29 protein-coding genes are annotated in these 23,326 nt (G+C 42.2%); 21 read left to right on the top strand and 8 right to left on the bottom strand.

Annotated features, from left to right (window positions below):
- The first annotated feature begins 35 nt into the window (after window positions 1-35).
- The 3 genes from IMZ31_RS22035 to IMZ31_RS22045 all read left to right on the top strand — a co-directional run bounded on the left by IMZ31_RS22035 (window position 36) and on the right by IMZ31_RS22045 (window position 805).
- A complete protein-coding gene (locus tag IMZ31_RS22035; protein ID WP_207530593.1) occupies window positions 36-236 on the top strand; it encodes a hypothetical protein in 201 nt (66 codons plus the stop codon).
- A gap of 90 nt (window positions 237-326) precedes the next feature.
- Window positions 327-521: a hypothetical protein gene (locus IMZ31_RS22040; protein ID WP_207530594.1), complete on the top strand. Its 195-nt coding sequence runs from the start codon at window positions 327-329 to the stop codon at window positions 519-521.
- Window positions 522-595: 74 nt separating this feature from the next.
- Window positions 596-805, top strand: coding sequence for a hypothetical protein (locus IMZ31_RS22045; protein WP_207530595.1), 210 nt, complete (start codon window positions 596-598; stop codon window positions 803-805).
- Window positions 806-818: 13 nt separating this feature from the next.
- Here the strand turns inward: IMZ31_RS22045 and IMZ31_RS22050 are convergent, their stop codons facing one another.
- Window positions 819-1,181: a hypothetical protein gene (locus tag IMZ31_RS22050; protein ID WP_207530596.1), complete on the bottom strand. Its 363-nt coding sequence runs from the start codon at window positions 1,179-1,181 to the stop codon at window positions 819-821.
- Window positions 1,182-1,572: 391 nt separating this feature from the next.
- Window positions 1,573-2,328 (bottom strand): hypothetical protein, encoded by a 756-nt coding sequence (locus IMZ31_RS22055; protein ID WP_207530597.1) that lies wholly within the window; start codon window positions 2,326-2,328, stop codon window positions 1,573-1,575.
- Window positions 2,329-2,613: 285 nt separating this feature from the next.
- On the opposite strand from IMZ31_RS22055, the gene IMZ31_RS22060 reads away from it, so the two are divergent.
- The 3 genes from IMZ31_RS22060 to IMZ31_RS22070 all read left to right on the top strand — a co-directional run bounded on the left by IMZ31_RS22060 (window position 2,614) and on the right by IMZ31_RS22070 (window position 8,414).
- Window positions 2,614-5,610: a LamG-like jellyroll fold domain-containing protein gene (locus tag IMZ31_RS22060; protein WP_207530598.1), complete on the top strand. Its 2,997-nt coding sequence runs from the start codon at window positions 2,614-2,616 to the stop codon at window positions 5,608-5,610.
- A 143-nt stretch (window positions 5,611-5,753) separates the two neighbouring features.
- Window positions 5,754-7,874 carry a Piwi domain-containing protein gene (locus tag IMZ31_RS22065; protein ID WP_207530599.1) on the top strand — a complete coding sequence of 707 codons (2,121 nt, stop codon included), beginning with the start codon at window positions 5,754-5,756 and terminating at the stop codon, window positions 7,872-7,874.
- Between the two features lie 144 nt (window positions 7,875-8,018).
- Entirely contained in the window at window positions 8,019-8,414 is a 396-nt protein-coding gene (locus IMZ31_RS22070) for a hypothetical protein (RefSeq protein ID WP_207530600.1), read from the top strand.
- Window positions 8,415-8,678: 264 nt separating this feature from the next.
- On the opposite strand, the gene IMZ31_RS22075 is transcribed toward IMZ31_RS22070, so the two are convergent.
- A complete protein-coding gene (locus IMZ31_RS22075) occupies window positions 8,679-9,128 on the bottom strand; it encodes a hypothetical protein (RefSeq protein WP_207530601.1) in 450 nt (149 codons plus the stop codon).
- Window positions 9,129-9,477: 349 nt separating this feature from the next.
- Here IMZ31_RS22075 and IMZ31_RS22080 point away from each other — a divergent pair, with 349 nt between their 5' ends.
- The 3 genes from IMZ31_RS22080 to IMZ31_RS22090 all read left to right on the top strand — a co-directional run bounded on the left by IMZ31_RS22080 (window position 9,478) and on the right by IMZ31_RS22090 (window position 12,671).
- Window positions 9,478-10,146 carry a class I SAM-dependent methyltransferase gene (locus tag IMZ31_RS22080; protein WP_207530602.1) on the top strand — a complete coding sequence of 223 codons (669 nt, stop codon included), beginning with the start codon at window positions 9,478-9,480 and terminating at the stop codon, window positions 10,144-10,146.
- Between the two features lie 391 nt (window positions 10,147-10,537).
- Window positions 10,538-11,041 carry a hypothetical protein gene (locus IMZ31_RS22085; protein WP_207530603.1) on the top strand — a complete coding sequence of 168 codons (504 nt, stop codon included), beginning with the start codon at window positions 10,538-10,540 and terminating at the stop codon, window positions 11,039-11,041.
- 175 nt (window positions 11,042-11,216) lie between these two features.
- A complete protein-coding gene (locus IMZ31_RS22090; RefSeq protein ID WP_207530604.1) occupies window positions 11,217-12,671 on the top strand; it encodes an aminotransferase class V-fold PLP-dependent enzyme in 1,455 nt (484 codons plus the stop codon).
- 46 nt (window positions 12,672-12,717) lie between these two features.
- On the opposite strand, the gene IMZ31_RS22095 is transcribed toward IMZ31_RS22090, so the two are convergent.
- A complete protein-coding gene (locus IMZ31_RS22095; RefSeq protein ID WP_207530605.1) occupies window positions 12,718-13,080 on the bottom strand; it encodes a YodL domain-containing protein in 363 nt (120 codons plus the stop codon).
- A gap of 139 nt (window positions 13,081-13,219) precedes the next feature.
- Here IMZ31_RS22095 and IMZ31_RS22100 point away from each other — a divergent pair, with 139 nt between their 5' ends.
- Complete coding sequence (locus IMZ31_RS22100; RefSeq protein WP_207530606.1) at window positions 13,220-13,954, top strand: hypothetical protein; 735 nt, start codon at window positions 13,220-13,222, stop codon at window positions 13,952-13,954.
- A 116-nt stretch (window positions 13,955-14,070) separates the two neighbouring features.
- Entirely contained in the window at window positions 14,071-14,295 is a 225-nt protein-coding gene (locus IMZ31_RS22105; protein WP_207530607.1) for a hypothetical protein, read from the top strand.
- Window positions 14,296-14,699: 404 nt separating this feature from the next.
- Here the strand turns inward: IMZ31_RS22105 and IMZ31_RS22110 are convergent, their stop codons facing one another.
- The gene (locus tag IMZ31_RS22110; RefSeq protein WP_207530608.1) at window positions 14,700-15,119 is read right to left on the bottom strand and encodes a hypothetical protein; all 420 of its coding nucleotides are present in this window, start codon (window positions 15,117-15,119) and stop codon (window positions 14,700-14,702) included.
- Window positions 15,120-15,254: 135 nt separating this feature from the next.
- Window positions 15,255-15,656: a hypothetical protein gene (locus IMZ31_RS22115; protein WP_207530609.1), complete on the bottom strand. Its 402-nt coding sequence runs from the start codon at window positions 15,654-15,656 to the stop codon at window positions 15,255-15,257.
- A 482-nt stretch (window positions 15,657-16,138) separates the two neighbouring features.
- On the opposite strand from IMZ31_RS22115, the gene IMZ31_RS22120 reads away from it, so the two are divergent.
- Together IMZ31_RS22120 and IMZ31_RS22125 are read left to right on the top strand one after the other, a co-directional pair.
- Window positions 16,139-17,497 (top strand): PIN domain-containing protein, encoded by a 1,359-nt coding sequence (locus IMZ31_RS22120; RefSeq protein ID WP_207530610.1) that lies wholly within the window; start codon window positions 16,139-16,141, stop codon window positions 17,495-17,497.
- 233 nt (window positions 17,498-17,730) lie between these two features.
- Window positions 17,731-18,216, top strand: coding sequence for a helix-turn-helix domain-containing protein (locus tag IMZ31_RS22125; protein ID WP_207530611.1), 486 nt, complete (start codon window positions 17,731-17,733; stop codon window positions 18,214-18,216).
- A gap of 83 nt (window positions 18,217-18,299) precedes the next feature.
- Here the strand turns inward: IMZ31_RS22125 and IMZ31_RS22130 are convergent, their stop codons facing one another.
- Window positions 18,300-18,473: a hypothetical protein gene (locus IMZ31_RS22130; RefSeq protein WP_207530612.1), complete on the bottom strand. Its 174-nt coding sequence runs from the start codon at window positions 18,471-18,473 to the stop codon at window positions 18,300-18,302.
- A 184-nt stretch (window positions 18,474-18,657) separates the two neighbouring features.
- Here IMZ31_RS22130 and IMZ31_RS22135 point away from each other — a divergent pair, with 184 nt between their 5' ends.
- A complete protein-coding gene (locus IMZ31_RS22135; protein ID WP_207530613.1) occupies window positions 18,658-19,188 on the top strand; it encodes a nucleoside-triphosphatase in 531 nt (176 codons plus the stop codon).
- A gap of 93 nt (window positions 19,189-19,281) precedes the next feature.
- Window positions 19,282-20,058, top strand: a complete 777-nt coding sequence (locus IMZ31_RS22140; protein WP_207530614.1) for a hypothetical protein — start codon at window positions 19,282-19,284, stop codon at window positions 20,056-20,058.
- A 79-nt stretch (window positions 20,059-20,137) separates the two neighbouring features.
- Here IMZ31_RS22140 and IMZ31_RS22145 read toward each other — a convergent pair whose 3' ends face one another.
- Complete coding sequence (locus tag IMZ31_RS22145; protein ID WP_207530615.1) at window positions 20,138-20,317, bottom strand: hypothetical protein; 180 nt, start codon at window positions 20,315-20,317, stop codon at window positions 20,138-20,140.
- Window positions 20,318-20,456: 139 nt separating this feature from the next.
- Here IMZ31_RS22145 and IMZ31_RS22150 point away from each other — a divergent pair, with 139 nt between their 5' ends.
- The 6 genes from IMZ31_RS22150 to IMZ31_RS22175 all read left to right on the top strand — a co-directional run bounded on the left by IMZ31_RS22150 (window position 20,457) and on the right by IMZ31_RS22175 (window position 23,283).
- Complete coding sequence (locus IMZ31_RS22150; RefSeq protein WP_207530616.1) at window positions 20,457-20,657, top strand: hypothetical protein; 201 nt, start codon at window positions 20,457-20,459, stop codon at window positions 20,655-20,657.
- Window positions 20,658-20,843: 186 nt separating this feature from the next.
- Window positions 20,844-21,170: a hypothetical protein gene (locus IMZ31_RS22155; protein WP_207530617.1), complete on the top strand. Its 327-nt coding sequence runs from the start codon at window positions 20,844-20,846 to the stop codon at window positions 21,168-21,170.
- The gene (locus tag IMZ31_RS22160; RefSeq protein ID WP_207530618.1) at window positions 21,167-21,574 is read left to right on the top strand and encodes a hypothetical protein; all 408 of its coding nucleotides are present in this window, start codon (window positions 21,167-21,169) and stop codon (window positions 21,572-21,574) included. Before IMZ31_RS22155 ends, IMZ31_RS22160 begins: the two co-directional genes overlap by 4 nt.
- A gap of 24 nt (window positions 21,575-21,598) precedes the next feature.
- Window positions 21,599-21,907 (top strand): hypothetical protein, encoded by a 309-nt coding sequence (locus tag IMZ31_RS22165; protein ID WP_207530619.1) that lies wholly within the window; start codon window positions 21,599-21,601, stop codon window positions 21,905-21,907.
- Window positions 21,908-22,564: 657 nt separating this feature from the next.
- On the top strand, window positions 22,565-22,852 hold the full coding sequence (locus tag IMZ31_RS22170; RefSeq protein ID WP_207530620.1) for a hypothetical protein: 288 nt from the start codon (window positions 22,565-22,567) through the stop codon (window positions 22,850-22,852).
- 2 nt (window positions 22,853-22,854) lie between these two features.
- Complete coding sequence (locus IMZ31_RS22175; protein ID WP_207530621.1) at window positions 22,855-23,283, top strand: hypothetical protein; 429 nt, start codon at window positions 22,855-22,857, stop codon at window positions 23,281-23,283.
- Window positions 23,284-23,326 lie beyond the last annotated feature (43 nt).

Genomic DNA, 23,326 nt, shown 5'->3' on the forward strand with positions numbered 1-23,326 from the left:
CTGTCATATCTCCATCTTCCTTGCGAGAGGATGGAGTGAATGCGTTTCTTGAAAGAAGAAACGCTATCGTAATGGGACATTTCTGTGAAGCGGTCCCAACTTTTGGTATGACGGGTGAAATCGGAACGGTTTTCTTCTTGATTGGTTGCCTTACTTGGATTGGGGTGGGAATGGTACTGCCAGAAAGAAAACCGCCCAACTGTTTACGTCAACAGTCTTTATTTTACGCGTTATAAGGGGCGTTGTCCACCTCCTGTTTGCTCGTGATAGGAAACGAGCTTTATAATAGACGGAAAACGAGGTTTTACGATGGGAGGAAGACGGTTTTGCAAACCATATCACAGGAATTATACCGTATTGAAAAGGGGCTTCGCGCACACGGGGCAAGCGAGGAATGGATTCGCGCAATCCTTAAATGGCATATCGATGGATGGAGGCCCCAGGATATTCTTGAAATCGTAGACATCATGGAGAGGTTGAAAGAGATCGGACCTTCATCTGAACCGCTTCAGGGGCGGTAATTTCACACCATAGTGGGCAGACATTGGTTCTCCTCCGTTTTATAATAAGAGTATAAGAACAGGAGGGGTCCTTTATGGAAAACGTGTATGAAATAATGGAAAGATGGAATCATTCATCGGGAAGTTTGGAACAAAATAGTCATACGGTCGAACGAGTGATGGAGTTCTTATTCACGGAAGAGGAACTAGAGAGTCTGGAACCGCTTTACACAATATCTGATTATGAAAAATGTTCGGCTGTATATAAGATGGTACATGAATTGAGAAAAGAAATGCTCCGATAACAAAACCTGCCTATTAAGGCAGGTTTTTGGCTTTAAAATACGTTGTTCCTTTTAGCTTTTTGCCGTTCATTTCAAATTTTCCACATATCCAGGATTCAGGGTGTTCAATCATGACTTTATAAAGGATCAGCCCATAAAATAAAGCAGCTCTCGTATCGTTGTGGTTACACGCATGCCAAATTGGTTCATAAACGGTTCCCCGCCAGTCGTGACCAGGGATGAAACTCGACGTATGGATCTCATCCCCCTCAATGTGATCGTTTAAAGCTTCTACAATTTGATCGTAATCCTTGTCGTTCAAACGAGGTCTCCACTGGTCATAGTCTTTTTTGTACGGAACATCCAGTATGCGCTTTCCTTCCAGTGTATACAGCATCGGCTTCTCTCCCTCTCCTTGGTTTCTTCCATTGTAACAAAATATGGGAATGGAGAAAGAAAAACCTCTAAGTACAGGTTGTTCCACATATACAGGGATAACTCTTCCAATATTTCTTCTGCATTCCAATGAAGGTCTGTCGGCGGGCAGCAGGCGACCCATTCCTCCGTCTTTCTTTTTCTTATGTTTTCATGTTCTTCGTGCGGAGCAAGTGTGGGAAACATGTCTTCTTTGGGGCGAGATTCATGCTCTCCAAAACCTTATTAAAATAATAAGTACTGAAAATATCATCCCTCGGTAACCGAAATGAAGAAATTCAACTGCCATCAAACATCGGATGTAACCCGAGTTCATACGTAAAAAACCCCCTTTTACGCAAAGGGGGGGTTGATCAGATTGTCCGTTTTGGGCGTTTGGATAAGGGGACGTGGAAGCGTTCTTCTTTAAAAAGATTGAGAAACTCTTCTGCGGTATACAATTCTTCGTCTAGATTTTTGTCGTATCCGTCGTCCATGTTCCCGTATAAAACTTCAATCATTGGTTCATACGTTGGGTCCTCTTCTTTTTTCTCGAGGTAGAAGTCGGGTTCTTCAGCACGGATCAGGACGCCGCTCTCTTTTTCTTCCGTCAGGGTTGGGAGAAAAAAAAGTTCACGAGCTAATCCATGGGAGAATTGGAATGTGATTTCTTTCTCAGAAGCGATCTCCCAGGATAGGTGTGTCAAGTTCGTGTAAGCATCCAATAGTTCCTCCTTATTTGTCAAAAAGGTTTGTAAGGATCCTCGGATCCGTTTTTTTGACAAGCGCTTCGTCGACTTTCCTCTTCTGCGGTTTTGACCTGTAAAAATTTCCCCGTTCTGTTTTGTGACAGAGGGGTTCTTTCCATAGGCGTAAGAAGGAAGTCTGTGTGCCAATCCTGCCACATGTTTGTTTTCTTCTCTCACATCAACTTCCACATTCCCCATGCTATAAAAGCTTTTAATCATTTCCTCATTCATTCCGTACTCGTTATGCCCTGATAGGAATTCAATAATGTCGTCTAGCTCCTTCGGATGAAGAGGCAAAAATACATATACGTGTCTTTTTGGATTGTTTGCGTTCTCGATCCTGATCCGTTTTCGTTGAATTCTCAATTCTTTTAACTCCATCGTATCTTTCCTCTCTTATTGTAGTTACCATATCCTATCACGAGAAAAGTACTTTGCATTAAAAACCATTTCAACTATTTTTTCACGTTCGATGGTGTAAATAATGGATCAAAACGAAAGAATAAAGAGGGTTTTGGGATAGTGTAGGAAAATATATTCAGAAAATCGTGCTAAAACAGGAGGTGCGTTAACATTTCTAAACGTTTGAAGAAAGTATGGGGAATTATCATTTTTATGGTGTGGGTTTGGGGGTGGTTTTTTTACCCTGCGCAAAGAGTATATGCGGTGGCACCGTCTGCTCCGTCAAGCATTCAGGAGGATTTCAGGAACGGGAGAGAGATCAGGGTATTCTGGGATGCTTCAGCAGGTGCGGATGAATATATTTTAAAACGAGACGGGACGGAAGTGTATAGGGGGACGGATGCGTTTTACAAAGATACAGGGTTATCGAAAGAAACAAGTTATACCTATGACGTGTCAGCGCGTAACAGTGACGGCGAAAGTTCCAGCACAACCATCTCTCTTACAAGCGGATGTTTAACGGTGGATGTTGCAGAAGTCTCCAATCGTTCTGTCCGCATTTCTTATACCTGCACGAGCGCGGATTTTGATCAGCATGAATATTATTTAGATGGGACTTTGGTATCGTCTTCCTCAAGTTCAGCAGGGACGTATGCGTTCGACAACCTGACTCCTGGAACGACTTATGATATTGAAGTCAGAACTTCTTTAACAACTCGACCTCAGCCAGAAATATATCAATACACCGTCGCGACCACAACAGCTTCTCCTGGAGGTCCCCTGTCGTTTGGGCAAAGTGATTCCACCACGACCAGCAGCACAATGTCCTATGACAGTGTAAAAGACGGAGAAACGTACATTCTGAAGCGTGACGGAATGGTCATCGATACGTATGTAAATACGGGTGCGTTTTCTGATTACACGTTTACGGATACAGGACTGACTGCGGACACCACTTATACATATGAATTGGAAGTGCAAAACAGTTATGGTTCTTTGGCAGATACCATACAGGCTCGGACAGATTTTGGTTTGCCGTTTCAAAATCCATTATCCTTTAACGGAAGGGATCAGTTTTTTGAACTCGATAACGGAGTTGGAAATGCTTATTGGACGGGGGACATAACGTTTGAAGCTTGGGTTTATTTTGATTCAGACGCGTATCAGTTTATGCTGGCAAAAAACAGCACAAGCGGTACCAATCATTTTCTGTTTGGCCTTCGTTACGGAGAATATCATTTTAACCCAGGTGGCGGGGGTGTGGATACAGGGGTGCATGCTCCGATTAACAGATGGGTGCATGTCGCGTTTGTTGTTGACGGCTTGTCAGGGTATATTTATGAGGACGGAAGCCTTGTCTGGTCAGGTTATGTGGCGAGAAGATGGAACTGGGATGGAAACCCGTGGTATTTGGGAATGGAGAAAGACTCTCGTTACTATGGAGACTTTTTCCACGGAAAGATGAGTCACATCCGAATGTGGTCTACCCCGAGAACCCAGCAACAAATCAGACGTTATATGAACCAGCGGTTGTTCGGCAACGAAAATGGTTTGAGGGGGTATTACATAACAGAACAAGATGTGACCACTCAGTCTCTGAAAGATTTATCTTCTTATGGTCATACGGGATACGGGACGGGATTCAAGGCTCCTCCTCTTCATTCTTCTGTGGTAAGGGAAGGAAGTGATAATCGGGTGTCGTGGGACCCTGTAACTGGGGCTGAAACCTATAATATTAAGGAAACCCTTACTTCCACAGCGTATAATAATGTGAGCGGAACGACAGCTCTTGACACTGGCAGCGGCAAGGATATAACAACAGATGAGACCATTTACAGCATACAGGCTGAAAGCAGGTACGGAATTTCTGTTCCTGAGTACGTTTTGCTGAATACCAGGCCTCATGTTGAATTTGATGGGCAAAGTAATTACTTCCGATCCGATACCACATATGGAAATGTGGGAAGTGGCAGTTCTTCCATTACAATGGAAACGTGGGTCTTTTTGAATAATCACTCCAGCCAGGTATTGTTTGGGAAAAACAGAGCAGACGGATACGATAATCTCATCTTCACGGTGCGGAATGGAGAGTATCACATTGTTGACGGATCCTCTGGGTCCGATATGCCTGCTGGGTACACAGGGATTGAAACGGGCGTGAAAGCTCCGTACGGAAAGTGGGTTCATGTTGCTTTTGTTGTTGACGGTACCACTGGATATGTGTATGAGGATGGGATTCAGGTTTGGTCTGGGTCGGTGGCTGATCGCGGGTTTTATGATGCGAACGGATTTCAGGTCGGCATGGAATATGATTTAGGAGTCCCGTATGATTACCTTGATGGTCGTTTACACAACATGAGGATTTGGAATACAGCAAGAACGCAAACGGAGATCTCGTCGAATCGGAATATCCGTCTGACTGGAGCAGAACCTGGTCTTCTGGCGATCTATGACTTTGACAGGCTGACGGTTGGGAAAGTCTATGATAAAGCAGGTGGCGACCATCCTTTAACTGGCGTCAATTTCAGCAGTTTTAACAGTTTGACCCATACAGACGTCACGGACACAACGGCTGACTTCGGTTGGAATCCCCATCCTCTTGCCACAGGGTATCGGTTAGAGAGAGGAGGTTTTCCTGTCTTCAGCGGAGGTTCTCTTACTTACCAGGATACTGGACTCACTCCAGAAACAACTTACAATTATGGTGTGGCAGCCTATAATGCGAATGGTGAGGATCAGTTGAGTACCGATTCCGTCACCACATGGAAATCAGGTGGAAGTTTGAGTATCGCAGCGCCTTCTGTTCAGCCTTTTGGAACGATTACGCTTGACGGCAGTAAAACGGTGTCAACGTCCTTTACTTCTCCGCTTCAGCTTTCAGACACGACAGGGACAGGGCAGGGGTGGTCGGTGACCGTCTCAGCAACCGCCATTACAGAGGTTGGGGGTAAAGGGTTGACATTTCCAACAGGATCATTGACCCTTTCGGCTCCCGCTTCTGTTAATCCAACGAATGGAACCACGTCTCCAGCTCCTGGGGTTCAGAATGGAAGTCCATGGACGATCGATGGCGGGAGTTCCGTTACGATGTTAGTGGCTAATGCTGGTGAGGGAGAGGGAAGTTATGACGTAGGGTTCGGGGCAAATGCATTGAAATTGGACATTGATGTATCAAGAGAACTCGTTGACGAAGTGAATTACCCTTCTTCACCCACTCCTTATGCTGCACAGATCGTTTGGACGATTAATGCTTCTCCTTGATGATTTTCGCCTGAAAGGTTTTTTCTTGAAGGCAGTGCCTCACGAGTTGGGATGTGTGAACGGGTAAGGAGGAAGTTGCCCGCTATCTTTGTTTGTGGTACGTTTTGTGAAAGTGTATTTTACTATCAGGAAGGAGATCACCATTGTCCTATCACGCGCTATCACAATTTAAGCTCATCCAAACCGCAAAAGATGTTCCGATTTACATCTACGTATTACCCATTAATAATTTGAACGAACGACACAGCGAGTTATTTGATGTGGCTCAGGTCATTAAAAAGAAAAACAAAACCGATCTTGTTGCGTTTAATGAAAATATGATTGGAAGTTTTGAACCCCTGAAAGAATGGGAGGATCATGCTCCTGTTTCGTCAGAACAGCGAACCATCGATTTACATAATCCTCGTGAAGTGCGTCTTCTTGAGCGTTTGGTGCAGGCGTCTGTTGTGAAAGAAGGCGCCAAAAAAGCTAAATCCTATTATTACAGAGGCAGTGAGATTGTATCGTATGATTCAAAAAACATAGAAGATGAAGTCCACGTACATAAACGATATAAAATGGATACGACCGTTGAGCGAGACGGGGAAATCTTTGTCGGCCTTGAATTAAGTCATCAGCTTTTCAGAGTCCCATCCCTCCTCACTAATCTTCAGAAGAATGAAGACATTATAGGGATGGAAGTGACTGATAAACGAAAGCAAAAGTACGTTGTAGAGAAAGTGAGTGACGTCAAGGTAGGGGATGTTCACCCCGTCCTCGGCCAAAGTATAAAAGATTATTATAGTAATAACGGACGTGCAAAGGAAATTTCTATTGCGAAGGACGACTCTCCAGTTGTATCTGTTGCGAAAGAAGAAGGGGGCAAGCCCATCTTTTATGCACCTGAACTTCTTTCGCAAATTTGTACCATGAATAGCTTCGGAAGTCGGATTATCAAAAAGATTAAGAAGGAATTAACGATGGATCCAACGCGTAAATTCCAAATGATGATTGATGTTGGCATGGACGTGATCAATCGTTCTAGGTTTCAGACGTCAAAGAAAAACGTCCTTATAGAAAACCAGGGGTATGATACGTATCAGATGAATCCTCCCTCCTTTTCCTTTGGGAATGGGCACAGCAACAGATCCATTAACTATGGATTAAAAAAAGCGGGGATTTATGAGAGTGGTGCGGAACCTCTTCCTGTTCACATTTTGCTCGACAACAACGTACTCACTCGTTTTCAGACGAATGAGCACGACAAAAATCAGGTCACATTCTTCGTCGAGAAATTAAAGGAAGAAGCAGGGCGCATGGGACGCGGGATTGACGTTAAGAACGTCGGACTCGATTATAAAAATGTCTGTTTTGATTCTCCTTCAGAGCTTCGGAATACGTTAAAAACCATTGGTGGTAAGTTTACAGAACCTGTTATTGTGATCACAGAAGATTCGAGAGCCGAAACCTGTTACGAAGTGATTAAGCGTGAGCTTGGTAAACGAAAGGGATTGCCGACACAGATGATTCAAATGGACACCACGGGAAACCATTACTCCATTCAAAACATTCTGCTTGGCATCTATGCCAAAAGCGGCGTTCAGTCCTGGCTTTTGAATCAGAAATTACACTCTGATCTCTTTATAGGGCTAGACGTAAGTCATGAAGACGGGGTTCACGCAGCAGGCATCGTTCAGATCGTCGGAAAAGACGGTAGGGTACTCTATGCAGATTCTGTCAGTTCGTTTGAAGCGGGAGAAAAAATCAAGTCAGAGACGCTTGTTGATATTGTATCGGAAGCCGTCCATCAATTTAAGAACCATTTCCCTCACGAAACCCTGGAGCATATGACGTTCCACCGAGACGGGGGAGGTTTTGAAGAAGAAATTGAAGCGATCAGTGGAGAACTAGAAGGCCTAGATATAGCATTTGATTACGTATCTGTTGTGAAAAATCCGAGAAGACGAATGGCTGTTTATGAGGGAAATCAATGGAAAACAGAGCAAGGCCGTGTGTATACAAAAGAGGATCACGCCTATATGTGTTTAACCAATCCAACTGCTGTTGTGGGGATGGCGAAACCAATCAGAGTAACTCAAAAACATGCTTCGCTTCCGTTTCAGGATATACTTCAAGATATCCATGACTTATCGTACATGCATATTGCTTCGCTGCGAAAAGCGCGGTTGCCTGTAACGGTAAACTATGCGGATAAAGCCTCCACATTTTTCAACAGGGGGTATTTGCCAAATACGCCGATGGGCAAGTCACTCCATTTCGTATAAGAGATTATGATCCTAAGAGCACCCATATGGGTGCTTTTTGTTTGCTCGTATGAAGACGCGTTTCCGTTGTAACAAGAAATAATTGGTTGATTCTCAGGCAGAAGTCGTGAGAAGATAGACTCATAATGGCGAGGGGGAGAAAACATGAAAAAACTATTAGCAGGGTTATTGGTATTAGTGTTCGTTGCTTCGGGCTGTTCCAGCGTGAATTCAGCGGGAGGCGGGCCAAGTGAGATGAGGTTTAGTTCTTCGTATGAAAATTTTGAGGCGGAAACGAAGAATACGTTTACGACAAGTGATGACATAGCCTTAGGATTTGATATAGGGGAAGAAGTGAACACGACCTCTGTTAAAGTTATGGTGCTTCAAGGAGAGCAGGGGGAAATGTACGAATCCTATGATACAGATATTGATCCTTCCTGGACAGGGATGATTTCAGGGCTATACAATGCAGGAGATTTGGAACAGGGTACATACACGGTCAAAGCGATTCTGGGTGAAGGGGACGTTGTGTCAAAGGGCTCGTTTACCGTTGAATAGCCTGATCATACTTGATTTTGAGCGGATGATCTACTAATCTGGGAGTAGGCCATAGCGCCGACTGGGTTAACCAGAGCCCAGAACCGTTCCGTAGTTCCCACTACGAATCGATTGACGCTCCCCGTACGTAACGTGCGAGGAGGAAATCCCCTCATACGTAACGTGTGGGGGATTTTTTTATGAATAGGGCAGAAGTTCCCAATTGATTGGAAATGAGTAAATATAAACGTAGAAAAAAACCAAGGAGACCCTTGGTTTTTTGGATTACGCACTTTTCTTAGCTGTTCCATAAACGTCTCCGAAAGAGACTCTCAAATCGCCGATGTCCGTTAGTGTATAGGTGTGGGTGATGGAATCAGCAAACAGGAACACGTCCTTAACGGTTGTTAAGAACTGTTTTTCCTGGTACATTCCCTGTTGATTAAACGCATAGCCAATATACGTTTCTTCCAGAGGTTCTTTCAGAAAGTTCCTGAATGCTTCATAAGCGGGAGGGTGGGTTTCTTTTAAAATTTCTTCCATCCGACGGAGCGTGAGGTGCTCATCAGCAATGGAAAATCCCGATAATTTCATCCCCTGATCCGCATTGACTAGCAACACTTCGTTCTCTTCGTCGCTTTCATCAAACAGTTGCAGGAAGAATCCACCCGTATGATCCATGCCCCAGGCAAGGGTTTGGTTCTTCTCTTTCAATTCGTATACGTGACGCATCATCATCTTCCTCTCTCGTTATGATTTGTACGATTTCCTTCTTAAGTATAACGTCGGAAAGCGATGGGGGGTGAAAAAAGAATGACAGGTTTACCCATGTTTACCCTCCAAGAAAGATTGGAGTCTGTATACGTAAAAGATTTCAAAATTTACAAACGAAGACAAACGCTATTACCAAGCTCTTGAAAACGACGACTTTTCGTTTTTTATATCATTTTTGGCCAGCAGACTCCATCTTCATAGTGCGTAAAAGTTAAGGGGAGATGAATGACTGGCGTTTGAAATGAAAAATGACAGAACAGGGCCTATGATACAATGAGGGAAAATGGAATGCCCTAAGGGAGGGGATCGCATGGATTATGATAAAGAGCAGAACAAACTATCTCAATTATTAGAAGAGGACATCATTTTGGAGGACAAAGTTCCAGATGACATGCCAAAACACACATCTCATGACCCGTTTACGTCCTATGAACCTGGAGACATACTAAAAGACACGATGCTTCGTGAAAAGTATGTCGGAATCGGGATGTATGGATTTGTATCCTGGCGTTGGGTGAAACCCTTATCAGAGTGGCTGAAAGGGAAGCGGTGTTTAGAAGTCATGGCAGGGAGAGGTTGGTTGTCTTATGCACTCCGTGAGATGGGTGTCGATGTGGTGGCGACTGACAACTTTTCATGGATTAGTGGCTCCGACGTGAAGACAGAGGTAGAACCACTTGAAGCGACAGAAGCGGTGAAGAAATACGGGGCCGAGGTCGATATTGTCCTTATGAGTTGGCCTCCGATGAGCGAGGATGCTTACCAGGTCCTGAAAACGATGCAGGATGTGAACCCTGACTTACTTCTTTTATACATAGGGGAATCACCTGGTGGATGTACAGCAAATGATGATTTTTTCGATCATTTTCAGGAAGTGGATGACGAGGAGTTCGACGAAAAGATTGCTCCTCTCTACCAATCGTGGTGGGGGATCCATGACTCGCTTTATCTTGGGAAATATGAACCCTCAAGGGAATAGGAACCCTTACCAAAAAGGCGCACCCAGAGAGGGTTGCGCCTTTTTTATTTCCTTAGGCGTTTCAGCAGGATGGACTCCGCTGCGCGAAGTTCTGTCTGGGAAAGTTTGGTGCGCGGGACCTTGTAGGAGTTGTGACATTCCCTGTAAACTCGGAAGAGATCTACGAGGATTTTTGTTGTGCTGATGCTTCCCTCATGGATAAATCGAGGGGGTTCCAGTTCTTAATAGGACTAAGCTCTTCCGATCTGTTTTTAAATGCAAAACAGAAAAAGGTTGGTAAACATTATTTTGTACATGAATGTTCACGGTTTATAAAGGCGAAGACCTGTTCATAACCACGTATTTCTCGCATAGGATAAAGGACAATACATGAAAGATTGGGTGATGATAAGTGAAGAAACAAGATTCAGACAAGAAAATGAAAAAAGAAGATGAACATAATTACAAAGGGCTTGGGGAGAAGAGTGAATCACCACAACAGGGAGAGTGTATGTTAAGAATCAATGATGTGGGAACGGTTTTGATCGATGTGTTGCAAATCGATGAGGTTGATACCAGGGATAACCTTTTGCTGATGGAATATATGAAAAAGGGTATTTTAAAACGGCTGCCTAAGAATGCGATGAATATATCTGTTAACGTTCGTTTTCAGAAGGTGAATGGTTACGGTTACAAAATCAATCGTTTTGCGATCCTCGAGAATTACAAGGAATGGAGTCATTCGTCGATATGTGCAGCCTCGTTAAAAAGTGATTATCGTGATCTCATGGATGGGATGGTTAAGAAGTGGGAGACCTTTTTCCAGGATGATTTCCATTCTTACAGCAGTTCATGGGATGCTTACTTTTTATGGGATGATTATGAGCTTCCAGGAGTTGCGGGAGAGCGGATGTAACCCGAATAGCATAAGACGATGCAAGTTGAATACAAGATGCTCATTTTTATGCCTTCGCAGTCGTTGCGAGGGCTTTTTTTATGGAAAAAAACGAGGTGAGTGTTTTTTCAGGTAAGATATAAAGGATGAACACGGGTGAACTGGCAATGGATTAAAAAAGCAAAGGGTGAATGAGATGGAGCGAAAAACGTTTGAGGTTATTGGGGAAGGCATTATCGGACAGGACACCGTTTTTGAAACACCTTTTGGACGAAAACGGTTGCTGTATGCAGACTGGACAGCAAGCGGAAGGTTGTATCAGCCGATTGAAGAAAAGATGGCGTATAAGTTCGGTCCTTTTGTGGCCAATACCCACACGGAAACGAATGTGACAGGCACGCGCATGACGAAAAGTTATGAGGAAGCGAAAACCATCATCAAAAAACACGTGAATGCAGAGGATGAAGACGTTTTGTTATTTGAGGGCACAGGAATGACGGGAGCCCTTTGTAAGTTTCAAAGATTATTAGGATTAACCGTTCACGAGCGGTACAAAGAGAGGGTGCTTCTAAGTGAAAGTGAGCGTCCTGTTGTTTTTGTGACCCACATGGAGCATCATTCCAATCAAACCACGTGGGAAGAAACACTTGCTGATGTCGTGATTGCACCTGTGAATGATCAGGGAGATGTATGTCCTGAAAAACTGGAAAGGGTTCTTCGTGAATATCAGAATCGGAAACTGAAAATTGGTTCGTTTACAGCCTGTTCAAATGTAACGGGGATCGAAACTCCTTATCGGGAGCTCGCTAAAGTGATGCATGCCTATGATGGCTATTGTTTTGTAGATTTTGCAGCTTCCGCTCCTTATGTGGAGATCGATATGAATCCAGAAGAAAAGGGAGCTCACCTCGATGCGATTTTCTTCTCCCCACATAAGTTCCTTGGTGGACCTGGTTCGTCAGGTATTGTGATATTTAAACGGGAACTTTATGAAAATGAGATCCCTGAACGGGCAGGAGGGGGAACCGTTCATTGGACCAATCCATGGGGAGAGAAGTCGTTTATCGTGGATCCAGAAGAACGAGAGGACGGCGGCACACCTGGCTTTATGCAGGCTATTCGTGCAGCACTGGCGATCCGACTTAAGGAACAGATGGGTGTGTCGGCTATAAAGGAGAAAGATACAAGGCTGTTGGATGGTTTGTTTCAACGATTACAAGGGATAGGGGGGATCAAAATTCTTGAGGAGCGAAAAAAGGAACGTCTCCCCATTGTTTCGTTTTACAGTGAGACGGTCCATCACAATCTGTTGGTAAAGCTCCTGAATGATGTGCATGGCATTCAGGTCAGAGGTGGATGTTCATGCGCTGGAACATATGGACATTATATGCTAAATATCGGACAGGAGCAGTCGAGAAAAATCACGAGCGAAATCGATCGGCAGAATCATTACGTTAAGCCTGGCTGGGTAAGGGTATCGCTTCATCCGACAATGGGTCTTGAAGATGTTCACTATATTTCAGATGGAATTGAGGATATCGTTGGCCGCGCGAACCAATACGAGAAGTTGTATCGGTATGATTCCCGCACCAATGGGTTCCTCCATGAAAACGAAAAGGATATTGCTGTGAATGAGTGGTTCACACTGTGAAATTATGAGGAGGCGAAAAGAAAAAGCCGTCCAGTTAGGCGGCTTTTTAATGGTTTCTTGCAGGGGCGGGGATGTTCGTAACGGCGATCTTCGTAAACCCAAAGCTATCGCAGTAATAGGGAGTGTAGTCAAGGAATACAATATCACTTACGCTCAACGATCGGCCCCTATAATCCTTCGGATGACGGGCATTAAACCGTGAATACAATTCTTCTAATTCAACCTGTTCTTCCGTGTTTTCATACACTTTCTCATACGGAAACATATCAATGGTGACGGTTCCGTTCCCGTCCTCTTTAATTATGGAATCCTCACCTGATATTGCACTCATGCGTTTTAACATATCAATACCCATATACCCATAATCCCTCGTATGCTCTTCTTTTATTTGATAAATGGTGTACCTCATGGATTCGCCCCTCTTCTTTTGTTATGACCCCAGTGTATCATGGATGGCTCCATCGTTCGTGAAAACACAAATGGTTCTTTTTCTTTCTCGTTCCTTTTTCGTGTTACGATACGATAAATAACAAGAAGAGAGGGTAACCATGAAACCAAATGACTTGTATACCATGCCTCCTAAAAAAACGGAAACGTGCCTCGGATCCTTAAAGGGGTTCGGGTATGACCACCTCCCAGAGATTGAAGAGGATCATTTATTTGGTCTTGAAAACAAGAATGAAAAAGTCATGATCAAGGTGTATGTGGATTATAGCTTCGATGGAAGAAGGAGCTGGAAATTGGCGTCTGTCTGGTTTGATGAGCAGCCTGTCATGGTGGTTCAGAATGCTGGACGAGAAGGAGATGACCACAGTGCTCGTTTTATTACAAGCAAGGAACTTTTCTCTAAGATGGTCGAGTATATAGAATCTTTATCAGAGGAAGAGGAAACGTGCGTGGGCGACTTGTATAACGAAGATGAGGATGTGGAAGGGCTTGATGCGTTTTACGATCATCGGCTTTCTGACTTTTATGATCCAGATTTTGTTCCAGCGTATATAAAAGGAGATGTTGTCGAGGCGGTTGTGGCTGTTCAAAAGGAGTATGGATACATTTTTGACCATACCCCGATGGTTAAGAAAAAGGTTCGCATATTGGATGTGGATAAGGGAAATCCTTATGACACGTATCGTTATGAAGAAGTGGAACGGTTTATAAAGGGAGAGTTTGATTTCAAAACGAAACTGGATACCAGAAAAATCATAGAGGTCGAAAGGGAAATGGATATAACAGGGGAGCGGATATATGGAAGGATGAACAAAGACTGTATTCAAATATCTTAAGTCAAAAGAGCTCTGACCAGAGCTCTTTTTTTCATTAACTTTTTTTCTGGAGTGATCATAAAGGGCGGGGGTGTTCATAAAGTAAAGTACATAACAAAAAAGAGGTGAGTAGGAGAATGGAATATCATAAGGATCAAATGTACGAATGTTTTCAACCTGTATCCGTTGATTTGTATAGGATGGAGCAAAGGTTGAAGAGGAGAGAACTGGAGAATCTTCCGCACTATTTCTCGCATGTCAAGACCATGTTAGAAAAGCTGCCGAAAGATCTTCTTCGTTCGCAAGTCTATCAGAAAAAATACGAGAAGTTGCAAAAGGCGTATGAGCAACTTGTATCGTAATGAAAAACCCGCAACTTCTGTTTAACGGGTTCGGTTTTGGAGTACAAACAATAAAATAACACCCCAAATAGAGGTCCAATTCGCATATGAATTGGACCTCTTATTTTCCTCTGCACTAAAGGGGTTTTACCACTTTCACATGCCAATTCACACACTATTTCGCAATGCAATTCGCAAGAGTCTGTTGGCTGGCAGACTCTTGCGAATTCGTGTGCTAAAACGCATGCGAATCCGTTAACGTATTTTGGCTTAGTCAGCGGATCAATATCGTTAAAAACCAAATCCAACGAGCGACAAAACCTATATGCAGCAAGAACGAAAAAAAGAACCGATTACTTAATCGGTTCTTTTGATTCAGGTATTTTCTTATTAAACTAAAGCACCCGTTAGCTTAATAAGGTTTATTATTTTTGCTTTTCATAAAATTCTTTTTCATTTTCAGTAGCATCTAATATTTCGCTATCACAACATAAATCTGTCTCATAAGAAATTTTAATAAAGACGGTATCTTTATTGCTTCCTTTTAATAATGTAACTTTCATGCTCTGGTTAGATTCACCTTCTATATTTTCGTCAATATAGGATACCTTTGCTTTTTTATGCTGATTAGCGTAAACATACGTGGTTCCCTCTTCTAACGTTAAACTATGGATTCTTCTATCCTCAGAGTCTATATTGATCAACCATTGGGTAACGTCATCTGGGATTTCATCTTCTTTGGAAAGGTATTCATAATCGACTATGTATTGGTCGTTATTTTGTTCGAAATCACATGCACTTAAAATAAGTAAAGAAAGCATCATAATTGCACTGAAATATCTCATAAACATCTCCTCTCTTCCTATAATAATCAGATGAAAGCCTGATTATTTTGCGGATTGGTCATTTAACCCGCCCTTTGATTTAATGAGGAAGGGATAATCTTCTTGTTGAAGTAAAGCACCCGTTAATTCAATAACTCAATCGTAGTAGCCTTCTTCAAAAGCAAGTACGCCTTCAACCCTTTGTAGATCAGAGGAATATACACTTATACCATACTTATAAGAGATGAACCCTACTTCATCTTCTTCTAATGTACGGTCCAACTCTTTAAATAAACTACTTACTTTTTCATAAGGTTTTCCAATTAATGTATTCCCTTGGATTGTAACACCTGCTGGTCCAAAAAACTCAATCGCTTCACAATTACCATTTCCTTTATAGAAAACATGGCAAAAAGGGTAAGCATCCGTTAACTCATCACACAAGGGTGTCTTACTAAACTTCTGTGGTTCTATTTGTAGAATTTCTTGAACTTGTTTTCCTGTCATTCCAAATTTAATCCTGCCTGCACCAACGTATGGATTTATTTCAAAATTCATCTGTTCCTCCAAATTTATATTGATATGTTTTACATTTCTTGTTCAACTCTTCTGCCCGTTAGTTTAAGTACACTTCTTCACAAAGTCTACATTCATTTTAACATAAAATCCCATATCCCTCTATTGAAATCATGATAATGCACCCCTAAATAAAAACACACAGATATCAAATATCTGTGTGTTTTCGGGTGTGAATTTGGTTGTGATTGTCCTGTTATTTTAGGTGTGAAAACGACTGCGAATTCGCTTTTTGTACTCCAAAACCGAACCCGTTAACTTCTGTTGCGGTTTTTTCGTTGCAAATTGGGGAGGATGGAATCGGGTAACACAAAATGAAAAGGCAAAAAAAGCGCTTTTGCTGGTGCTTTTTGTGTTTTCTGAATCAAGGGCAACTAATTGAAATGTAATTTGCATGGAAAAATTTTCAGGGGTGCTGTATAGTTATTGTATATAGGATAAAAGTCGGAGAGGGTTGGAGAAACATGCAAACGGTTTTGGGAATGGCAATGGTCTTTGGTGTAATTTTAGTAAGTTTCAAGACGAGAGAGATTCATAGTTGGTTTTTAGAGGGGTCTGGGGGTGGAGAATGGTATTCGGTCTTCTTCACGCCATATAACGTGTTGCCAGGATTGTTGGGGAATGAAACGGGAGTTTCGACGGTGGTATGGGGGGTTATCTTTAGTAATGCCTTATGTTTATTCCTGATGTATATCACGTCGCTTGTTCTGTTCAGAAAGAGCGAAAGCCTTGCGCTTCATTTTGTCCCTCCTTTGTTCAATGTGTATTTGTTCGGAATGGTCTTCAGGCATACGGTCTTTGGAGCAGATGTGATCCAAACTCAAGGCTCTGTTTGGTGGACCCCTCTGTGGTATTTAGGAGCGGTATTCACTGCGGGTCCTGTTGCGTATGTCATGACTGTTCATGACGTTTTGGAAAGGATAAAAGAACGGTTGCCTGAAAATCCGTATAAGGGCATGTCGATGTTCGAAAAAGAGGAAACAAGGAATACCATCAAAGAAAAAAGACGAATCGTAGACGATCAGGAATACACGTACCGACGATTCGAGAAGTCCTATGCCAAAAAACGCAAACGGGATGAAATGTACGAGTGCAGGGTATTGGGAAGCCATTTTACTTCTTTTAAGGACGAGCACGATGGGGTGAAAGTGGGGATTCCTTTTTCTGTAAGACCTCTCCATGCGATTGGGGTAAGGAGCGGGGACTTGATTACAGGCGTAAATGACACCCCTATACATACAGTTGAAGATCTTTTCGATATGGAACCAAACATAGGGGATGTTTATAAGCTAGACCTAGTGCGTGACGGGGAACCCTTCGTGAAATACGTCTACCTGTTTGATTTTGATGAGGATGGTTCAGCTATTACAGCTAAGGTCGAAACGGTATTAAAGGAAGCATTCCTCCGAAAACAACAAGGATATTCCATTGGCGTGGACACAAATGTTATGTTGAAATATCCGTTTCTTATTAAAGCGCTGTACAAAGACTTCCCGTTCGTCATCAGCAAAACGGTGTTTGATGAGCTTGATAAACAAAAAACAAGAGACGATCTCGGACACCAGGTCAGGAATGCGTTAAGAGCGATCGAGGAAGTTCAGGAAAGGGGCGGGCGTATTAGCGAAGCTCCTGAAGATAAAAGGTATGCAAAAAAGAAGAAGTTGAATCCAGACTCGAATGATGATTTGATCATCGGGTCCTATATGCAGGAACAAGAAAAGGGGAACAAAGTGTTATTCCTAAGCGAAGATCGCGGGGCCCGCATTACATCAAGGCTGCACGGGTTAGAAACGATTTCATTTGAAGGAAAAAGAAGCTCGTAACGAGATTCTTTTTTTATTATAAGAAGAGCAGATGTATCATCATACGAATAAGGTCGCATTGAACAAAATCATACATTCTTGAAAATCCTTCTGAACTTTGTTCGCTTTGCTGTGAACACTTGTATCATAAATAAAAGAAATGATGAATGCTGTGATATCTCCACATGAGATTAGTGTTGTTGCTTCAGCGCCCATATACTAGAGGTGTAGCGAGAAAAGAGAGGATGATGATCATGAGTTTGATCCATGAGGTTATCGCGATCCGAAAACAAAAAGGATTGTCCCAAGAAGAGGTGGCGTCTCGTATTCCCATCGCTCAAAACACGCTGAGTCAGTATGAGAATGAGAAAAGGCCTCTGACGATTGAAATGTTTCTGCTTCTCTTAAAAGCGATGGATACAGAATTCGTGTACTCGTTCCAAAATCAAAACGGAGAACAAAAGGAGGTTTCATCGATGGCGATGAACGAAATGAAAATAGGAATCGATTTCAGGGCAATTCGAACAGAAGAAGGCTTCAGGTTATGGGCGCTCGAACAGGAAAGGGATAAAATACGCGTTGATATGGACGGAGATAATTTTGTTGTGTATCAGGAAAACGAAAACGGAGAATTTGACGGGGCAACCTTTTGGCTTGTAACAGGAGAAGACGGGTTCTTCTCCAAATACAAGCTGTTGTCGATATGCGAAGATGAAGGCATCCCGTTTGAAGAATTGTAAAAGAAAAAGACTGCTCAGCTTTTGGGCAGTCTTTTTAGGGTATGTGAACGAAAAAAAGACCTTTGAAAAGGTCTCTCCAGTTTTTATTTTCTTGCTAGTTCTAAGTAATACGATGCCATTAACAAATAAAAATCCTGGCCCGTCTCGTTGCCTTTTAGGGTGAATGAAAAGTCATTGTGTTTGAATTCACCTTCTGCTTTCGCGATAATGAGTCTTCTAACGTAATCCTGGATTTGTTCTCCACCTCTTGGTTTCATTTATATTCCTCCCTAGTTTCTTGGTTTCTTGAACTATACCGATAAAAGATACGAAGTCAACTAGGTTATCAGTATAATATAGTGGAAAAGTCTCGTTCCGTTCATCTCGTATATAAAAGGTACGGCCATATGGTCGAAATCATAAAAAAGTCGTTATAATAAGGGGAAAGAAGGTGGGATGAGGATGAATTCGATTATGCTTCTTACGGCGAAGCCAAGGACAGGGAAAACGACGTGCATTCAGAAAATAATTGAGAGACTGGGGCGTGGCCGTTGTGACGGATTTTACACCGAAGAGGTAAGAGCGGACGGGGAGAGAACGGGATTTCAATGTGTTTCCCTGAGGGGTGAGCGTGCAACACTGGCAGACGTGAATTCGGATAGTCCGATCCGAGTCAGTCGGTACGGGGTGGAATTGGAAGCGTTCGAACATCTTGTGATTCCCATATTGGAATCATCCCTGGAAGCAGACCGTATCCTGATCATCGACGGAATCGGCCCGATGGAGCTGTTTTCAGAGCAGTTCAAAAGGGTATTGCATAAGGTTTTAACGAGTGGAAAGTCCATTATAGGAACGATTTATTACGATGAGCATCCAGAGGTAGATGTCTATAAGGAATATCCGAATGTGGAGTTGATTCACGTAACGGAAGAGAACCGAAACAGGATTCCTGATGAACTGGCAGAAAAAATAAAAACCTATAAAACCCCGTGATTAAAGGGGTTTTTTGATAGAGAAATTAGCAAGGGTTTCTTAGAACCCAATGTGGTATAATACGCTTATGAAAATGGAGAAAAGAGGATGAACATGAAAAAACTAGGGGTTATGGGGTTGGCAATGAGTCTGGTGGCAGGAGGATTGACGGGATGTAAGGATGCTACGGCAGGAGAGGTGGTTACGAAAAAAGCGGCTAACGAAATCGTCACGGTAGCAAAATACCTCAACAACAATGAAACACTCAGTGATGGAGGCTATAAAATCGGAACCGAAATTTCTGGGAAAGATGAACTTTTGAAGGCTGCAACGGAATACAGCTCCATCGTCGTAAATGAAAAACGAATCATATTTAAAAATGGGTCTGAAGCGGATCTAGTGAACCTGGGACAACTCTTAGGGAGCAACACGAGCCCCGAACGTTGGAGCGGGGGAGACGTGTTTCGAATCGATGCCATTTATGAACAAGACAGCGATCCATACAAGACGATGGATATCACATTTCAATACATAGGGCAAAAGGAAGCAGAGAAGAAGGAAGAGGATGTAATCGATGCGGATTATGTTCTGAAGCATTTAGAAATTGGTATGCCAAAAGATGAGGTTCGATCCCTATTTGGCGATCCTAATACTGAATACCCGAATATGCTGAATGATCTCCCTGTATGGGATTACCACTTCACAAAAGAGGGGTTTGAGTTTGAGGGGTTTGCTGATGAAGTGGATGAGCAGGGTCTCCAAAACGGCAACATGATCATGCAGTTGGCTGTGACATTCCAAGAAGATCGGGTGTTTCAGTACCAATTTCATGTGAAAGATACGAGTACGTATGTAGCAAATGACGGAACATCGAAAACAGATATGCGATAAGGTGCGCTCCTATAACAGAAAATAAGCCCGAAAGCTATTCGGGCTTATTGTATTGGAGAAGGGGTCGGACGCGTTTGCGTTAGTTTTCTGTTACAGGTAACTGCTGGAACCATTTTTCAAACTCTTGTTTGTCGATCGGGTGCTCCCACTGTGTATATACCCCTTGGAGTCCGTGCTTGTGAATCATAAATAATGATTGAGTCAGGCTATAAAACTCTTTTTCTGTTTCGTAGTAGGTATCTTTGCTATCGATAATCATTTTTGTTCTGCAATGGTCGCAATAGATAACCCATGGTTGAACTCGAGTTTTATTTTTAGGCTGTTTTCGTATAGTTTGTAGCTTTAAAGGGTTTTATAAATTACATCCAGAAATCAGAGTTTGATAAGGAGAGATAAATGTGGGTTTAAAAACAGACTTAGATAAAGTAAGAGAGTTGTTTGATGAATTAGGGATTGGTTACGATAATAACGAGGACAAAAATGGCTCATTGATAGAGTTAGTCGTAGGACAAGAAAAAGTTGATGGATATAATTACTTTATGTCAAATTATTTATTCGATAAAAATGGTAAATTTATAAAAATTGCTATTGGAGAGTAAGTTGCGCATATCTTAATATTTCTACTGTTGAATAATTCGATTTATGGCACGCACCAAATAAAAGTTGTTTCACACGTTCATTGTGAGCAACTTTTTTATGTTGTTTGAATCACCTTTTGTTATTTTAACGAATAGGATCTTCATGAGCTATAATGGGAAAGAATAACAAATGAGAGGAAGATGAACATGAAACGACTCCTTGTATTCATTAAAGAAATAGAAAGCGAAGAAGAAAAGCATGTAGACTTGCTTTTAATCGATGAAGAAAGATTAGAGCATTCGACGAGTGAAATGTTTCTTCGCAGGGTTATTGAGGACTTTTTAAATACAGAAGCAGGAAAAGAAGCGATTGAGGAATCAATGGATGACTTCAACTGGGGTGACGTGGCAAACCGAATTCCTTATGATCACTGGTCCCAATGCGGAATTGAACTCGTGTATGAAAACAGTACCATCTCGTTTGGCAAGCAAGAGGTTGTGGTTGTCGATCATGATGAAGTGTTGATCCCATGATGATCGAAATAGCAGAGCGCGTAAGGGAGCTATTGCTAGAAGAGTTCCCTTATTCTCCGAATCTTGAGCGTCAGTGCAAACGGTCTTCAATCCTTCTGGACTTAGTTCGAAAGAAAGAGGGATTAGAAGGGTATATAGAAGCGGGTCATGTTATAAAGCGTGATCGGGATTACGGTCACACCTGGAACATCATTGTAATTGAGGGTGAGGAGTATGTACTCGATGCATCTTTAACTCAATTCCAGGAAGAAATGGAGGAAGAGGTTCCAAGTATCGTTTGTGGAATGAAGAAAGATGTATATAAGCAGTACGGATACCTTCCTGACGGCCGAGGAAAGTATGAATACCATAAGGATGATGTCAGAAAGAGTCTCCGCCAAAAAGCAGGAGTCGAACAAACCTAATTGATCAATAGGGAGTGAGTGTTCATGAACTATCAAAAAAAAGGGTACCATTTCAGCCTTAATGAAGGGAAAGTAACGGTAGAGTGGGATGATCAAGTCATTGAAACGAAAGAAATCGGTTCTGATACAGAACATGAAGAATTCGTGAAATGGTGCGAGGAATATGCGGATACGACAAAAGAACTGAATGTGCACATGAGTATGTATATGAAGTATAAAGGGGGCAAAACGAAAGAAGAACTAGATCATGCATTTCTTAAATTGGTTGATCAGTTTTGTGAAGCGAACGATATGGAGTATCAGGTTTACGATTCAGAGACACAGGAAGTTTAACATGCATAAACCATAACGATCATCGTTATGGTTTTTTATCATTGAAACAAAGTGCTTCTACAATAACAAAAAGATCTCAACATGTTGAGATCTTTTTGTTAACGAGTTTGATAGCAGATATTTTTGTCTTAACTTAAGATGTGACCTAAGGATCCGCCGAATTCTACATCTTCGAACGTTTCCACTAAAGCAACTAAATACCCCATTCTGTTATTCAACCATTCCGCAAAGTCTTGGGGGGATTGGTCAGATTCTTCTGTTTCATTATGATATTCTTCGATAAAGGTTTCGATGTTTTGCGTACCTGAGGATGAATATGAAGAAAAACTTCTTCCGTATCAAGCGGGCCAGGCATGCCAAATTCTTCTCGCGGACTCGTGAACTCGAATTTCATTAATTTTCTTAACATAACTATCACCCTATCTGTTTTTTCTTAGTGTAAAACAATAATTGGGTATATGCCGATATTTGTTAAGTTTTTTGGTTGCACATGAAAACAGCTTTAAATAATATCCATTGGTTTATGTGTGCGTTCAACACTATTTACCGATGCAGGTTCCCCCTTAATTTCTTGGTTTTTTTCACGCTATGCTCATTACGCACTTTATAATAGAGAGGAACAAAGACTCGTAATTCAAAGGAAGGGACATGATAAGGATGGCAAAGAAGAAAATTAAAGAGATTAAGCCTTATGTAACTTTGTTCCGTGATAACCGTACAGGGATTGCCTGGGTGGAGAACGGAAACACAGGAAATGAGCACTCCGCTCATCCGAATATTGATCGCTCAGGTTCAGTCAGAGGAATGAAGAGGCTCGGATACTGGGATACGGATGACAGAGTCGTCCAATGTAACGGTTCCAAGTATAATGTCTCGAAGGTTGTGGTTACGGATGAACTGGACGAAATTGCCAAACAATATTGCCGATGTGAGGGGTGTGTTTGAATATGAATCGTTTTGTACAGTATGAAGCGAAGAGACGCTGGGGTGTCGAACCTAAAACGGCAACACTAAGTCAACTTGATTCCGTGTGGGTCACATTGATGCATAGCGAAGAATTCGAGTGCTCGCTCGTGGGTCGTATGGATGTGGATGATGCCAGTGTGTATTATGTTATTGAAGACGGTGGTGAATTAAGTTCAGAAGAAAAAGATTATAAGAAAATACGAGATGCGTTTGAAAATCTCCTCATAAAAAAGGTGAACGAGAAGGATACGACAAAAGAACTGAATGTTCATATGAGTATGTATATGAAGTATAAAGGGGATAAAACGAAAGAAGAGCTTGATGAAGAATTTTATAAACTGGTGGATGCATTTTGTGAGAAACATGATATGGCTTTTCAGATCTATGATTCAGAAACACAGGAAATTTAAGATGAAAAAGCCAACAGCTCTCGGCTGTCGGCTTTTTTTGTGT

The organism is Pontibacillus sp. ALD_SL1, assembly GCF_017355605.1.

What these genes read in the sequence shown, in the direction of transcription:
- IMZ31_RS22045 (WP_207530595.1), top strand. Translation starts at nt 596, where the DNA reads ATGGAAAACGTGTATGAAATAATGGAAAGATGGAATCATTCATCGGGA.
- IMZ31_RS22050 (WP_207530596.1), bottom strand. Translation starts at nt 1,181, where the DNA reads ATGCTGTATACACTGGAAGGAAAGCGCATACTGGATGTTCCGTACAAA.
- IMZ31_RS22055 (WP_207530597.1), bottom strand. Translation starts at nt 2,328, where the DNA reads ATGGAGTTAAAAGAATTGAGAATTCAACGAAAACGGATCAGGATCGAG.
- IMZ31_RS22070 (WP_207530600.1), top strand. Translation starts at nt 8,019, where the DNA reads ATGAAAAAACTATTAGCAGGGTTATTGGTATTAGTGTTCGTTGCTTCG.
- IMZ31_RS22075 (WP_207530601.1), bottom strand. Translation starts at nt 9,128, where the DNA reads ATGATGCGTCACGTATACGAATTGAAAGAGAAGAACCAAACCCTTGCC.
- IMZ31_RS22080 (WP_207530602.1), top strand. Translation starts at nt 9,478, where the DNA reads ATGGATTATGATAAAGAGCAGAACAAACTATCTCAATTATTAGAAGAG.
- IMZ31_RS22090 (WP_207530604.1), top strand. Translation starts at nt 11,217, where the DNA reads ATGGAGCGAAAAACGTTTGAGGTTATTGGGGAAGGCATTATCGGACAG.
- IMZ31_RS22095 (WP_207530605.1), bottom strand. Translation starts at nt 13,080, where the DNA reads ATGAGGTACACCATTTATCAAATAAAAGAAGAGCATACGAGGGATTAT.
- IMZ31_RS22100 (WP_207530606.1), top strand. Translation starts at nt 13,220, where the DNA reads ATGAAACCAAATGACTTGTATACCATGCCTCCTAAAAAAACGGAAACG.
- IMZ31_RS22105 (WP_207530607.1), top strand. Translation starts at nt 14,071, where the DNA reads ATGGAATATCATAAGGATCAAATGTACGAATGTTTTCAACCTGTATCC.
- IMZ31_RS22110 (WP_207530608.1), bottom strand. Translation starts at nt 15,119, where the DNA reads ATGAGATATTTCAGTGCAATTATGATGCTTTCTTTACTTATTTTAAGT.
- IMZ31_RS22115 (WP_207530609.1), bottom strand. Translation starts at nt 15,656, where the DNA reads ATGAATTTTGAAATAAATCCATACGTTGGTGCAGGCAGGATTAAATTT.
- IMZ31_RS22120 (WP_207530610.1), top strand. Translation starts at nt 16,139, where the DNA reads ATGCAAACGGTTTTGGGAATGGCAATGGTCTTTGGTGTAATTTTAGTA.
- IMZ31_RS22125 (WP_207530611.1), top strand. Translation starts at nt 17,731, where the DNA reads ATGAGTTTGATCCATGAGGTTATCGCGATCCGAAAACAAAAAGGATTG.
- IMZ31_RS22130 (WP_207530612.1), bottom strand. Translation starts at nt 18,473, where the DNA reads ATGAAACCAAGAGGTGGAGAACAAATCCAGGATTACGTTAGAAGACTC.
- IMZ31_RS22135 (WP_207530613.1), top strand. Translation starts at nt 18,658, where the DNA reads ATGAATTCGATTATGCTTCTTACGGCGAAGCCAAGGACAGGGAAAACG.
- IMZ31_RS22140 (WP_207530614.1), top strand. Translation starts at nt 19,282, where the DNA reads ATGAAAAAACTAGGGGTTATGGGGTTGGCAATGAGTCTGGTGGCAGGA.
- IMZ31_RS22145 (WP_207530615.1), bottom strand. Translation starts at nt 20,317, where the DNA reads ATGATTATCGATAGCAAAGATACCTACTACGAAACAGAAAAAGAGTTT.
- IMZ31_RS22155 (WP_207530617.1), top strand. Translation starts at nt 20,844, where the DNA reads ATGAAACGACTCCTTGTATTCATTAAAGAAATAGAAAGCGAAGAAGAA.
- IMZ31_RS22160 (WP_207530618.1), top strand. Translation starts at nt 21,167, where the DNA reads ATGATGATCGAAATAGCAGAGCGCGTAAGGGAGCTATTGCTAGAAGAG.
- IMZ31_RS22165 (WP_207530619.1), top strand. Translation starts at nt 21,599, where the DNA reads ATGAACTATCAAAAAAAAGGGTACCATTTCAGCCTTAATGAAGGGAAA.
- IMZ31_RS22170 (WP_207530620.1), top strand. Translation starts at nt 22,565, where the DNA reads ATGGCAAAGAAGAAAATTAAAGAGATTAAGCCTTATGTAACTTTGTTC.
- IMZ31_RS22175 (WP_207530621.1), top strand. Translation starts at nt 22,855, where the DNA reads ATGAATCGTTTTGTACAGTATGAAGCGAAGAGACGCTGGGGTGTCGAA.